Source organism: Flavobacterium sp. (assembly GCF_036782315.1).
In the GTDB taxonomy this organism is placed as follows: domain Bacteria; phylum Bacteroidota; class Bacteroidia; order Flavobacteriales; family Flavobacteriaceae; genus Flavobacterium.
In genome coordinates, this window is sequence record NZ_DAIPZK010000005.1 from 1 (window position 1) to 13,237 (window position 13,237).

The window sequence follows — 13,237 nt, forward strand, 5'->3', positions numbered from 1 at the left end:
TATGTCGCCGCCTTTAGCTTTGCTCAGTCGGACATAGTCCTCGAGTCTTTTGAAAGCCTTCATCTAACGATGAGGGGTTTTTTGTTACCAATAGATCGTCCCTATGGGACTGGAAAAAGTATAAATCTCAACTAAAAACCAATTCCGCGTTAGGGATTACTTTGTCAGTCGCAAGCTTGTGTAGAGCATTTGTTTGAGCTTTTACTTCAAATGCCTCAGGATTTTAAGTAAAGCGAGTGCGGAGATAGCCCAACCCTTGAGGGAACGCCCATAAAAAAATCCGACTCTTGTGAAGCCGGATTTTGTGTTTTGCTAAAAATTATTTTATTTCAATGTACTCGGACAAACATAAGCTGTTAATGGAACATCAGTAGTTCTGATGCCGGCCATTCCTTTTTCTACGTTAATCATGTTGTGATAACCTCTTGCTTTTAGAATAGATGACATGATTACTGAACGATAACCACCAGCGCAATGAATAAAGAATTTTCCATCTTTTGGTACTTCGGCTAATTGTTCGTTAACGTAATCTAATGGTATGTTTTTAGCGTTTACCACGTGTTCAGCTGTAAATTCTCCTGGTTTTCTTGAGTCGATAACTGGAGCAGTTTCGTATTGTGCTGCGAAAACTTCTGGTGAAATGGATTCAATACTATCGGTCTCGTAACCTGCGGCTTTCCATGCTTCAATTCCTCCTAATAAGAAACCTAAAGTGTTATCAAACCCAACACGAGATAATCTAGTGATGGTCTCTACTTCTTTTCCTTCTGGAGTAATTAACAATATAGGTTGTTTCGTATCTCTAATTAATGCACCAACCCAAGGTGCAAATTGTCCGTGTAATCCAATGAAAATAGATCCTGGTATATGTTCTTTTACGAAGTCATTCTCGTTTCGCACATCTAAAATTAAGGCATCAGTTTGATTCGCAACAGCTTCAAATTCTTTAGGATGTAAAGGTGTTTCGGCTTTTGACATTACGGCATCCAAACTTTCATAACCTTGAATGTTCATCAATACATTTTGTGGAAAATAAGCAGGAGGTGGCGTTAGTCCATCTAATAATTCTTTTATGAATTCTTCTTTCGTCATATCAGCTCTTAAAGCGTAATTGACTTTCTTTTGATTGCCTAAAGTATCTGTCGTTTCTTTGCTCATGTTTTTGCCACAAGCACTTCCAGCACCGTGATTTGGATACACAATTAAATCATCGCTCAAAGGCATGATTTTATTGCGAAGTGAATCGAATAAATGACCCGCTAAAATTTCTTGTGTTAAATCTTCTACTAATTCTTGAGCTAAATCAGGACGACCCACATCGCCAATAAATAAAGTATCTCCCGTGATGATTCCGTGTTGTTTTCCAGTTTCATCGGTAATTAAATAACACGTACTTTCTAACGTATGTCCTGGTGTATGGATGGCTTTAATCGTAACACCACCCACTTTAAATTCTTGTCCATCAGTGGCTATTATACACTCAAAATTTGGCTTTGCTGTTGGACCATAAACGATAGAAGCTCCTGTTTTCTTAGCCAAATCTAAATGTCCTGAAACGAAATCGGCATGAAAATGCGTTTCAAAAATGTATTTGATTTTAGCGTTGTCTTTATTTGCTTTTTCGATATAAGGTTGCACTTCTCTTAATGGGTCAACAATGGCTGCTTCTCCATTGCTTTCGATGTAATATGCGGCATGAGCAATACATCCTGTATATATTTGTTCGATTTTCATAATATCTTATTTTTTACAAATTTACTTTCTAATTTTTAATTCCTCTGTGCTCAAAGTTACATTTAGATTTCTTTTAACATGATAATCGCAGCCATGAGTAGTACAAAGTAAGCAAAAATCTTCTTTAATTGGCTTTCATTTGTGTATTTTGTGAGGTACATTCCAATAAATATACCCACTACCGAAATGGCGGAAAACGTTAACAAAAATGTCCAGTCTATTATTAAATTTTGCACATCACCGATAAATCCTACCAATGAGTTCATGGCAATAATGAATAGGGAAGTCCCAACGGCTTTTCGCATTGGTAATTTAGAGAATAATATTAGTGAAGGTATAATTAAAAATCCACCGCCTGCTCCAACTAATCCTATAATAATTCCTATGGTGAAGGTTTGAATTCCTATCAGAATTAGATTTCCCTTTTCTTCGTTGTTTGTGTTTTGGCTTTTCTTTTTTAATACCGAAAGCGCTCCAAAAATCATAATCACTGCAAAAAACAACATTAAGAATGTTTCTTTTGTAATGAGAAAAGGAGATTCGATTATGACTTTTGGAATTTCGGGTACAATATATTTTCGAGTTAAATAAACTGCTATGAAAGACGGAATCGCAAAAATAAACCCGTTTTTGATGTCAACTAAGTTTTTTCGGTAGTTTTGAATAGCGCCAAAAGTAGACGTTGTTCCTACAATAAATAAGGAATAAGCCGTTGCTGTAACGGGATTTATGCTCATTAGGTATACTAAAATTGGAACGGTTAAAATAGAGCCACCACCTCCTGTTAGTCCTAAAACTAATCCAATAAACAACGCGCCAAAATATCCTAAAATCTCCATTAGAATTGAAGGATTTCGATTTTATTTCGGTGTAATTTGATTTTTCCTTGCAACTCTAATGCTTTTAATAATCTTGAAATTACAACTCTTGATGTATGCATTTCGTAAGCTATTTCTTGATGCGTATTTTTGATTTCGGTATCGCCAATTACTTTTGCTTTATCAGTTAAATATTTGTACAAGCGTTCGTCTAAATTCATGAAAGCCAAGGTATCAATGGCTTCTAACATTTCGTTTAAACGGACATTGTAGCTGTCAAACACAAAGTTTCTCCAAGTTTTGTATTTAGTTAACCATTCTTCCATTTTTTCTACAGGAATCATTAACATCGCACCATCGGTTTCAGCAATAGCACGAATACGACTTTTCGATTGTCCCATACAACACGTCAAGGTCATCGCACAAGTATCGCCACGTTCTAGGAAATACAATAACAATTCATCACCATTTTCATCTTCTCTCAATATTTTAATAGCACCCGTTAATAAAAGCGGCATCGTTTTGATGTAATCTCCAATTTCAATTAGGTAATCATCGGCTTTAAATTCTTTGTAAGTTGCGACTTTAGCAATTTCGTCCAATAAAGCTTCCTCAAAAATATAGCTATAGGCTTGATCTAAAATATCTCTCATTTGTAATCCTTTTTTGTAAAGATACGATGATTCTTTAAAAATCAAATGTTACTTTTGTTACAAAGAAATCGAATAGACACTTTATGACCTTAAAAAAATACAATAAAACCAATTTCCATAAACACACTTTTTGCGAGTTTACCGAAGTCGATACTGTTGCGATTCATAATATCGAGTGGCATTATAAAAGTAAATCGGGTAGTGGATATTGTTTTACAGAGGAAGGTGTTTATCGTATTTCCAACCATTGGGGAAGAGCTGCGAATTGTAGATGGCGTTTGATTTCCAATTCCAATTCAAAAATCAATAACAGTCAAAATCGAATAGGTTATGCCAAATGGACTGATTTTTATCCAAATAACGAAATAGATAACTTTTTTTATGTGGAAGTAAATTTCGAAGCCAAAGAAGTAATGTTTCAACACAAATACAATCCTAACTACGATGGAAAAGCTGTTTTGCGAAATGCATCCGAAACTGCAAAAGTCATCCGACAAATAAAAGAAATTTTAGAATCAGATACTTGGGCGAAATATTTGGATTTTGATGATTTTGAACAACTTCGAAAAGAAATTATCCTAAAACTTATTCAAACTTCTATTTCTTTTGCTGAGATAAAAAAAAGTTTAGTATAAATTGAATCAGAATTTTCATAAATTTGAGAATAAACCACTCAAATTATGATGAAACGAAACCAATTACGCGAAGCCATTTTCAGACATTTAGACGGATTAGTTGTTGTTCCTGTTGCTTATTCTTTGTTCAAAAAAGGAGTTTTAGCATATCTTTTAAGAGAAAAAACTTCAACTTTATCACAATTAACGGACGAATTTAAAACTAACGAAGGCTACTTAAATGTCGCATTACGCGTTTTAGCATCACAAGGTTTTCTGAAATACAAATTAGATAATACATCGGGAAGTGTTACGATTTCAACTTTGCCTTCGAGTGAATTTGCTTTTTCACTTGTTCCAATGTATGAGGATACATTTCACTTGTTAACCAAAACTTCCGTTTTTACAGCGAATAAAATAGATGCAGAATCGATTACACTTTTGGAACCCATTTTAAAGAAGTTCACAGAAAATTATCATATTCATTTTGAAGAAGACGAAAATTTAAGAACAATTCAAGAGCAAATGTTGACGCATATCGAAGGGTATTTGGTGGGGCCAATTGTAGTCAACTTAGGAATGACAGGAATGTTTCACAAATATTTTATGGAAAGTTCGTTTCGTGCAGATGAATTTCACAAACATCCCGAAGCATTTTCTAAGATTCTGGATTTCTTTGTGTATTTGGGTTGGTTTTCCAAAAAGAACGATAATTATCAATTTACAGAAGATGGTTTTTTCTTTGCCAAACGCGCTTCGGCTTATGGTGTAACGGTTTCGTATCTTCCGATGTTCAAACATATTGACAATTTGTTGTTTGGAAATGCGAGTGAATTACGAAATATAGCTAAAAACGAAGACGAAATTCACGTAAATCGTGAAATGAATGTTTGGGGAAGTGGTGGTGCACATGCGACTTATTTCAAAGTAATTGACGACATTATCATCGAACTTTTTAATAAACCTATCGCCGAACAACCGAAAGGAATTTTAGATATGGGTTGCGGAAATGGCGCTTTTTTACAACATATTTTTGAAGTCATCGAACGTCAAACCTTACGAGGGAAAATGTTAGATGATTATCCGTTGTTTTTAGTTGGAGCCGATTATAATCAAGCGGCATTGAAAGTTACAAGGGCTAATTTAATTAAAGCCGATATTTGGGCAAAAGTTATTTGGGGCGATATTGGAAATCCGGATTTATTGAATAGCGATTTGAAAGAAAATTATAATATCGATTTGAAAGATTTGTTGAATGTACGTACGTTTTTAGACCATAATCGTATTTGGGAAACACCAAAAAATAAGATAAAAGATAGAGTGAGTACCTCTACAGGAGCTTTTTCACATCGTGGCGTTCATATTTTCAACAACGATGTTGAAGATAATTTATTGGAACATTTTATCAAATGGAGTCCGTATGTTCGTAAATTTGGACTTTTAATTATCGAATTGCATACGGTAGCACCAGAATTAACGGCACAAAATATTGGAAAAACAGCAGCGACAGCTTACGATGCTACACATGGATTTTCGGATCAGTTTATTGTAGAAATTGAAGTGTTACAAAAAATTGCAGCTGAAGCTGGATTGCATTCGGATGCTGATTACTTTAAAAAATATCCTGAAACCGATTATGCAACAGTAAGTATTAATCTGTTGCGAGGAAAATAAAATTGAAATGGAAGATAAATTTTCAGAAATAAAGAAAGAGATTCAATTGATTATTGATAACATGGCGGTTAAGAATTTTTCGGAAGCCAGTATTAAACTAATTGAAGTGAGTGATGATTTAGACGATATGATGGACGCTACTGATGACGAAATAGTTCTACGAGAGATTAGTAAATATCAAGTGTTATTGAATCATTTACAGATTAAAATGAGTACGAAAGAATAACTAAAATAAAGTTAGTTGTTCTTTTTCGGGTTCCAATTCACTAAGAAAAGGAATTGTTTCTAAGACATCATATTGTTTTCTATCGGGATTGAAAATTCGAATAGTGATACCTTCGCAAATGAAATTCAAATCTACGGAATTAAACAAACTATATGCGATTTTGAGTTGGGCTTCTGTAAGTTGTCTACCAATAGAAATATGTGGTTCCGAACTTTTATGATTTACTGGAAATTGAATTTGTTTCGGAATTTCCTTCATGATTTCAGCCATTTTGATTTTGCTTTCGGTATTGGGAGCAATGAAAAACGCTCCATTTCTATAATTTCCAAAAGCATTAAACGTTACTTCAAAAGGATTTTGATAGCGGCAATAATTTGCAATGCGGGATTTTATATTTTCATAAGTAGCTAAATCGTATTCAAATTCACAAATAGTCACGTGCGCTAAAGAATTCTTACTCGGAAACCACCCAATTTTAGCACTCAATTGCTCTTTGAGTTCTTTAACCTCTTCAATAACGGTTTCAGACGGATGAAAAACGATTGAGTATTTTGCTGTCATGATATTTTGATTGATGCATAAAATTACAAAATTAATTAGGCAATTAGTTTTAAAAATACACTATAGGTAAAACTTATTGATTTAATAGTAAAACTATAATTAAAATCTATACTTAAATAAAAAATATCATTTTTAAGGCATTAAAATATTTCAAAACAACTACGAAATTTGAAAAACAAAAACCAAACAATTTGCCTTATGAAAAAAGTATTACTAACAACCAGTTTATTTCTTGGATTATTTTCAATAGCTCAAGAAACAATGACTTGTCCTGTTACTGGTAAAACAGTTAACGTGAGTAAAGAAAATTCTCATGGTGGACCAAATGTTACAGATTACCATAATATGAATGGTAAATCCTCTATAGCTACACCTGCTTCAAAAGGGAGTAGTAATGTGGATAGAAACAAACAGTGGTGGCCAAATCAATTGAATTTAAATGTATTGCGCCAGAATTCTGAATTATCTGACCCAATGGGAACTGATTTTAATTATGCTAAAGCTTTTCAATCATTAGATTATGAAGCGCTAAAAAAAGATTTACGCGAATTAATGACACAATCTCAAGAATGGTGGCCAGCTGATTTTGGTCATTATGGAGGATTGTTTATTCGTATGGCATGGCATAGTGCGGGAACATACAGAACAGGAGATGGTAGAGGAGGAACTCGTGCCGGTCAACAACGCTTTGCGCCACAAAATAGTTGGCCTGATAACGGAAATCTTGACAAAGCACGTCGCTTGTTATGGCCAATTAAACAAAAATATGGTAATAAAATATCTTGGGCTGATTTAATGATTTTAACAGGTAACGTAGCTTTAGAATCGATGGGATTCAAAACGTTTGGATTTGCGGGAGGTAGAGAAGACGTTTGGGAACCAGAATCGCATGTATATTGGGGGCCAGAAACAAAATGGTTAGATGACAAACGTTATTCAGAAGGTAGAAAATTAGAAAACCCTTTAGCAGCTGTTCAAATGGGATTAATTTATGTAAACCCAGAAGGTCCAAATGGAAATCCGGATCCGGTTTTAGCGGCTAAAGACATTCGTGAAACCTTTGGTAGAATGGGAATGAACGATGAAGAAACTGTTGCTTTAATTGCTGGAGGTCATACTTTAGGAAAAACTCATGGCGCTGGCGATGCTAAACATGTAGGACCTGACCCAGAAGCAGCTCCAATTGAGGAACAAGGTTTTGGATGGAAAAGTAGCTATAAATCTGGAAAAGGTACGGATGCTATTACTTCAGGATTAGAAGTAACTTGGACATCAACTCCAGCAAAATGGAGTCACGATTATTTAACATTCTTGTTTAAATATGATTGGGAATTAACGACTAGTCCAGCAGGTGCTAAACAATGGATTGCAAAAACAGATGATAAGATTATTCCAGATGCATTCGACAAAAACAAAATGCATAAGCCTTACATGTTAACTACTGATTTATCGTTACGTTATGATCCTATTTATGAGAAAATTTCAAGACGCTTTTTAGCTGATGAAAATGCGTTTAATGATGCTTTCGCTCGTGCATGGTTCAAATTAACGCACCGCGATATGGGACCTAAAACTACTTATTTAGGACCAGAAGCACCAAAAGAAGATTTAATTTGGCAAGATCCTATTCCTGCTGTAAATCATAAATTAGTTACTGAAAAAGAGATTAAGGGATTAAAGACTCAAATTATAGCTTCAGGATTAAGTATTCAAGATATGGTTTCTGTGGCATGGGCTTCAGCATCAACTTACAGATGCTCTGATAGAAGAGGAGGAGCCAACGGAGCAAGAATTCGTTTAGAACCACAAAGAAGTTGGGAAGTAAATAATCCAACTCAATTGAATCGTGTTTTATCAGTTTTAGAAAAAATCCAAACTGATTTTAATTCGAAATCTAAAGACAAGAAAATTTCTATTGCAGATTTAATTGTTTTGGCTGGAAATGTTGGTGTTGAGCAAGCAGCAAAAAATGCAGGTTATAATGTTCAAGTACCTTTCACACCAGGTAGAATGGATGCTTCTCAAGAACAGACCGATGTAAAATCATTCGCAGTTTTAGAGCCTCAAGCAGATGGTTTCCGTAATTACTTGAAAACTAAATATACGGTTTCAACTGAAGAATTATTAGTAGATAAAGCACAATTATTGACTTTAACTGCTCCAGAAATGACTGTATTAATTGGAGGTATGAGAGCGTTAAATGCAAATTATGATGGTTCTAAACACGGAATTTTCTCTACTAATAAAGATAAATTAAACAACGATTTCTTTGTCAATTTATTAGCAATGGGAACTACATGGAAAGCAACATCAAATGATCAAGAAATTTTTGAAGGTCGCGATATGAAAACAAACGAACTAAAATGGACGGCTACTCGTGCTGATTTAATTTTTGGTTCCAATTCAGAATTGAGAGCAATTGCTGAAGTCTATGCACAAAATGATAACAAACAAAAATTTGTGAATGACTTTGTTGCTGCATGGACAAAAGTTATGAATTTAGATCGTTTTGATTTAAAGAAGTAACGCCTTATTTACCCAAATTTAGAAGCCTGTAAACTATTGTTTGCAGGCTTTTTTTTTATGTATAGAATAATCCTTATATAATCATTAGTTTTCGTTTTTATCAGATTTAACTTTTATTTGAATAAATAAAAAATATAACCTTTAATAAAAATGTTATAACATCCTTGATGTTACTCAGAGGTAATTTTGCATTCAATATTATAGAATAAATAAACTGTAAAATGTCCTTTAATCTTAACTAATTCGTGTTAAAATATACCTTAAATTAATTATGGCATCATCTGAAGTTATAGCATGTACTCAAGCTCTTGTTGAAAAAAAATGGACCATTGCATTTATAGAAAGTGCTTCTGCTGGAAAAATGTGTTATGAATTTTCTACTGTTCCTGGTTCGGGGAAAATATTAATGGGCGGCGTTGTTTGTTATGATATATGTTTTAAAGAAAATATCCTTGAAATTCCCCATGGCTTAATAGAAGTTTTCACACCTGAGTCGGCCGAAGTTACAAAAGCAATGGCTATAAATTTTTGTAAATTTTCTGTAGCAGATGTCTGTGTGGCTTTAACAGGTCTTACAACTTCTGGAGGTAGCGAAACTCCAGAAAAACCTGTTGGAACAATTTTTATACATATTATCTTTCCACATACTACACTTTCCCAACGAATTTTATTAGACGGTAGTCCACAAGAAATTGTAAAAAAAGCCATAAATACTGTTGCTACTTTAATTTTAAATGAAATAAACAATCTTTAAATGCAATCAACTAATGGATGATTGCGAGTGGTAAAATCAGTTTCAAATAAAATATCCCTTTTTAATATCGAATTTAGCTAATGTCTTTTGATTGATTCTGAATTTAATTTTAAAAAATGCTTTAAGAAAAATTGTATAAAAGTAAAGAGCAATTATATAAAATTTAAGCTTCGCTTATCAGTTAATTTTACATTTCAGGAACAGAATTGATAACTCAATTCACCTAGAAAAATAGTTAACTTATACTTTAAAAAAGCGTTATGATTAAAAATTTAAAACATACTCAACAGCGATCATCTTTACATGATTTAAGCTTACATGAAACACCACAGTATTATGATATGGTTGTATTTTGTCATTTAAGATGGCAATTTGTATATCAAAGACCTCAACATATTATAAGCCGAATGGCTCAATCTATGAAAATATTATTTATAGAAGAACCTATAGATTATAAAAAAGAAGATGAGAATTCGGAAAATCTTATACAAATAACTGAAAATCTTCATGTTTTGCAGCTAAAAGTTAGAGATATAGCTTCCATGGTAGCATTATTTCCTCAGTATATAAAAAACAAAACAATTCCTGTAGGATGGTTTTATTCTCCTTCTTTTATTCCGGTATTAAAATATCTTTCTTTTGATACCATTGTATATGATTGTATGGATGAATTATCTTTATTCAAAGGAGCTCCGGCATCACTTATAGCAGACGAAAAATGTCTTATTGTAAATGCCGATATAATTTTTACAGGTGGAAAATCACTATATGATTCAAAAAAACAACTACATCCTAATGTGTATTGTTTTCCTAGTTCTGTAGATGAGTCTCATTTTGCTACAGCATTAAATGGTATTGAAGTATCAAGCGAAATTGCAACTTTGTCTTCTCCGATAGTAGGGTATTTTGGTGTTATTGATGAACGTATTGATTTAGATTTATTGCATAATGCAGCAAAAAAAATGCCTCATGTTTCATTTGTTATGATTGGGCCATTTGCTAAAATTGAAGAATCAGACCTTCCAAAAGAAGACAATATTCATTATTTAGGGATGAAATCATATAATGAATTGCCTAATTTTTTAAAAGCTTTTGATATTGCAATGATGCCATTTGCTTTAAATGATGCTACAAAATACATAAGTCCCACAAAAACTTTAGAATATATGGCGGCTGGAAAACCCATTATCTCTACCAAAATTAAAGACGTTGTTAGCGATTATAGCAATTGTGTTCATTTAGTAGAGACAGCAGAGGAGTTTTGCGAATCTATTTCCAATTTACTAAATGAGAATAACTTTTCACAAATGCGAATTGAATATAGTGAAATTTTAAATAAAACCTCTTGGAATAGTACGGTAGAGAAAATGAAGTTAGTAATTAAAAATTTTGCAAATGAAAACTATTGATATTTTAATTATAGGAGCTGGAATTTCGGGTGCTGTTTTAGCAGAACGATATGCAAACAAAGGAAAAAAAGTACTCATTTTAGAAAAACGTAATCATATTGCAGGAAACTGTTATGATTATGTAGATGAAAACGGAATATTAGTATCAAAGTATGGAGCTCATTTGTTTCATACCAATAATGAAATGGTTTGGAAATATGTAAACCGATTTTCTGAATGGTATCCTTGGGAACATAAAGTAATTGCTAGGGTAGACGAAAAAACGGTTCCTATTCCAGTTAATATTACAACCGTTAATACCTTGTTTGATACTTCCATTTCCACTGAAGAAGAAATGAATAATTGGTTAGAAGAAAATCGTATTCCCTTTTCCAATCCTTCAAATGGGGAAGAAGCAGTTTTAAATAGAGTGGGCCAGGTTTTATATGAAAAAATGTTTAAATATTATACCAAGAAGCAATGGGACAAGTATCCTGCAGAATTGAATGCATCAGTTTTAGAGCGAATTCCCGTTAGAAATAATTATGACGATCGTTATTTTTCTGATAGCTATCAAGCACTTCCTAAAGGCGGTTACACACAAATGTTTGAAAAAATGTTGAGTCACCCAAACATTACCATTTTATTAGGAACCGATTACTTTGATGTTAAAGAACAGTATAAAAACTTCGAAAAAATATTTTATACAGGTCCTGTTGATCGTTTTTTTGAATTCAAACATAGTCTTTCTGAACAGTTAGAATATCGTTCAATAAATTTTGTGAGTGAAACCCATGACTGTGAATTCTTTCAAGAAAATTCGGTGGTAAACTATCCAGGTATGGAAGTCGATTTTACAAGAATAGTAGAATACAAGCATTTTGGAAATCAAAAATCGGATAAAACCACCATTGTAAAGGAATTTACGGTGGATGAAGGAGAACCTTATTATCCTGTTCCAAATCCACGAAATCAAGAAATTTATGCTAAATACAAAGAAGAGGCAGACAAATTAGTTGATGTTCACTTTGTGGGAAGATTAGCGAATTATAAATATTTTAATATGGATGAAGCCTTTAAAAATGCTTTAGATTTATTTGAGATGTTAGAAAGTAATAATTATAAAACAGCGGGATAAATGGCACTTTTTACTACTTTTTTTATGGGAGGTTACGAATGTGCAGATCATATAAATCGTTCTGGTGAAAGAGTTAATTTACTAAAAGAAACGCAACATGATACTCGGGTTGAAGAAGACTATGAAGCTCTATCTGCATTAGGAATTAAAACAGTTCGAGAAGGAATTTGTTGGAGTGATGTTGAAAAATATCCACATACTTTTGATTTTAGTGGAGTACATCAAAGAATGATTGCTGCTGAAAAATATGGAATACAACAAATTTGGGATTTAATTCATTTTGGTTATCCTGATGGACTTTTTCCAACTCATCCTCAGTTTTGTAAACGTTTTGAAGCATTATGTGAAGCCTTTGTTACTTTTTATAATGAACACGCCAAGCAAGCATTGTTTGTGGTTCCTATTAATGAAATTAGTTTTCTTTCTTGGCATTCAGGTGATGTTAGAGGAACAGTACCTTTTGCAGTAAATAGTGGTTGGGATATTAAATATCATTTGTGTAAAGCGGCTATTATTGGTATAAAAAAAATGAAACAAATTGATCCTGATTGCAGAATTATTCTTGTTGAACCTTTAATTAAAATTCATGCTAATCTTAATCAGGATATTGAAAAGGTTAAAGAAGTAGATGAAAATCAATTTCAAGCTATGGATATCATAGCAGGAAGAATGTGTCCAGAATTAGGTGGAAAAGAAACCTTTTTAGATATACTTGGATTCAATTATTATTGGAATTGCCAATGGATATTAGATGGTGAGCCTCTGCAGTGGCCAGAAACAACAATTAAGCAACGAGTTTCTTTATCTTCTTTATTAGAAAAAGCGTATCATCGATATAAGAAACCTCTTTTTCTTTCAGAAACAGGTCATTTTGGAAACTCAAGAATTAAATGGCTCGAAGAAATTACTTCTGAATGTTTACTGGCACAAAAAAAAGGTGTGGATTTAAGAGGAATTTGTATTTATCCTGTAACGGATAGACCTGATTGGGATGATTTAACTAGTTATTGTAATTGCGGAATTTGGGATTTAGATGAATTTGGGAATAGAATTCCATATCATGACTATATCAATGCATTAAAACAATCACAGAGTGTTTTTAACGATTCAGAAAAAAAGTCATTAATCATAGAATTTTTATAAAATGAAAA

12 protein-coding genes are annotated in these 13,237 nt (G+C 33.0%); 8 read left to right on the top strand and 4 right to left on the bottom strand.

Annotated elements, in window-relative coordinates:
- Positions 1 to 324: 324 nt before the first annotated feature.
- The 3 genes from V7P59_RS05760 to V7P59_RS05770 all read right to left on the bottom strand — a co-directional run bounded on the left by V7P59_RS05760 (position 325) and on the right by V7P59_RS05770 (position 3,205).
- Complete coding sequence (locus V7P59_RS05760; RefSeq protein WP_333809203.1) at positions 325 to 1,734, bottom strand: MBL fold metallo-hydrolase; 1,410 nt, start codon at positions 1,732 to 1,734, stop codon at positions 325 to 327.
- Between the two features lie 62 nt (positions 1,735 to 1,796).
- A complete protein-coding gene (locus V7P59_RS05765) occupies positions 1,797 to 2,573 on the bottom strand; it encodes a sulfite exporter TauE/SafE family protein (RefSeq protein ID WP_333809204.1) in 777 nt (258 codons plus the stop codon).
- Complete coding sequence (locus V7P59_RS05770; protein WP_333809205.1) at positions 2,573 to 3,205, bottom strand: Crp/Fnr family transcriptional regulator; 633 nt, start codon at positions 3,203 to 3,205, stop codon at positions 2,573 to 2,575. The genes V7P59_RS05765 and V7P59_RS05770 overlap by 1 nt, the downstream gene beginning before the upstream one ends.
- A gap of 83 nt (positions 3,206 to 3,288) precedes the next feature.
- Here V7P59_RS05770 and V7P59_RS05775 point away from each other — a divergent pair, with 83 nt between their 5' ends.
- The 3 genes from V7P59_RS05775 to V7P59_RS05785 are packed head-to-tail and all read left to right on the top strand — an operon-like array spanning position 3,289 to position 5,719.
- On the top strand, positions 3,289 to 3,840 hold the full coding sequence (locus V7P59_RS05775; RefSeq protein WP_333809206.1) for a hypothetical protein: 552 nt from the start codon (positions 3,289 to 3,291) through the stop codon (positions 3,838 to 3,840).
- Positions 3,841 to 3,885: 45 nt separating this feature from the next.
- Positions 3,886 to 5,493 (top strand): class I SAM-dependent methyltransferase, encoded by a 1,608-nt coding sequence (locus V7P59_RS05780; RefSeq protein WP_333809207.1) that lies wholly within the window; start codon positions 3,886 to 3,888, stop codon positions 5,491 to 5,493.
- A 7-nt stretch (positions 5,494 to 5,500) separates the two neighbouring features.
- On the top strand, positions 5,501 to 5,719 hold the full coding sequence (locus V7P59_RS05785; RefSeq protein ID WP_333809208.1) for a hypothetical protein: 219 nt from the start codon (positions 5,501 to 5,503) through the stop codon (positions 5,717 to 5,719).
- On the opposite strand, the gene V7P59_RS05790 is transcribed toward V7P59_RS05785, so the two are convergent.
- Positions 5,720 to 6,280 carry a 2'-5' RNA ligase family protein gene (locus tag V7P59_RS05790; RefSeq protein ID WP_333809209.1) on the bottom strand — a complete coding sequence of 187 codons (561 nt, stop codon included), beginning with the start codon at positions 6,278 to 6,280 and terminating at the stop codon, positions 5,720 to 5,722.
- A gap of 198 nt (positions 6,281 to 6,478) precedes the next feature.
- Here V7P59_RS05790 and katG point away from each other — a divergent pair, with 198 nt between their 5' ends.
- The 5 genes from katG (at position 6,479) to V7P59_RS05815 (ending at position 13,229) form a co-directional block, all read left to right on the top strand.
- On the top strand, positions 6,479 to 8,806 hold the full coding sequence (gene katG / locus V7P59_RS05795) for a catalase/peroxidase HPI (protein ID WP_333809210.1): 2,328 nt from the start codon (positions 6,479 to 6,481) through the stop codon (positions 8,804 to 8,806).
- A 271-nt stretch (positions 8,807 to 9,077) separates the two neighbouring features.
- Entirely contained in the window at positions 9,078 to 9,560 is a 483-nt protein-coding gene (locus V7P59_RS05800) for a CinA family protein (protein WP_333809211.1), read from the top strand.
- Between the two features lie 260 nt (positions 9,561 to 9,820).
- Positions 9,821 to 10,969, top strand: coding sequence for a glycosyltransferase (locus tag V7P59_RS05805; protein WP_333809212.1), 1,149 nt, complete (start codon positions 9,821 to 9,823; stop codon positions 10,967 to 10,969).
- Complete coding sequence (gene glf, locus V7P59_RS05810; protein WP_333809213.1) at positions 10,956 to 12,086, top strand: UDP-galactopyranose mutase; 1,131 nt, start codon at positions 10,956 to 10,958, stop codon at positions 12,084 to 12,086. The genes V7P59_RS05805 and glf overlap by 14 nt, the downstream gene beginning before the upstream one ends.
- Positions 12,087 to 13,229, top strand: a complete 1,143-nt coding sequence (locus V7P59_RS05815) for a hypothetical protein (RefSeq protein ID WP_333809214.1) — start codon at positions 12,087 to 12,089, stop codon at positions 13,227 to 13,229.
- Positions 13,230 to 13,237: the final 8 nt, after the last annotated feature.

Coding starts and splice junctions, on each gene's coding strand:
- V7P59_RS05760 (WP_333809203.1), bottom strand. CDS start 1,734: ATGAAAATCGAACAAATATATACAGGATGTATTGCTCATGCCGCATAT.
- V7P59_RS05790 (WP_333809209.1), bottom strand. CDS start 6,280: ATGACAGCAAAATACTCAATCGTTTTTCATCCGTCTGAAACCGTTATT.
- V7P59_RS05785 (WP_333809208.1), top strand. CDS start 5,501: ATGGAAGATAAATTTTCAGAAATAAAGAAAGAGATTCAATTGATTATT.
- V7P59_RS05775 (WP_333809206.1), top strand. CDS start 3,289: ATGACCTTAAAAAAATACAATAAAACCAATTTCCATAAACACACTTTT.
- V7P59_RS05805 (WP_333809212.1), top strand. CDS start 9,821: ATGATTAAAAATTTAAAACATACTCAACAGCGATCATCTTTACATGAT.
- V7P59_RS05770 (WP_333809205.1), bottom strand. CDS start 3,205: ATGAGAGATATTTTAGATCAAGCCTATAGCTATATTTTTGAGGAAGCT.
- katG (WP_333809210.1), top strand. CDS start 6,479: ATGAAAAAAGTATTACTAACAACCAGTTTATTTCTTGGATTATTTTCA.
- glf (WP_333809213.1), top strand. CDS start 10,956: ATGAAAACTATTGATATTTTAATTATAGGAGCTGGAATTTCGGGTGCT.
- V7P59_RS05780 (WP_333809207.1), top strand. CDS start 3,886: ATGATGAAACGAAACCAATTACGCGAAGCCATTTTCAGACATTTAGAC.
- V7P59_RS05815 (WP_333809214.1), top strand. CDS start 12,087: ATGGCACTTTTTACTACTTTTTTTATGGGAGGTTACGAATGTGCAGAT.
- V7P59_RS05800 (WP_333809211.1), top strand. CDS start 9,078: ATGGCATCATCTGAAGTTATAGCATGTACTCAAGCTCTTGTTGAAAAA.
- V7P59_RS05765 (WP_333809204.1), bottom strand. CDS start 2,573: ATGGAGATTTTAGGATATTTTGGCGCGTTGTTTATTGGATTAGTTTTA.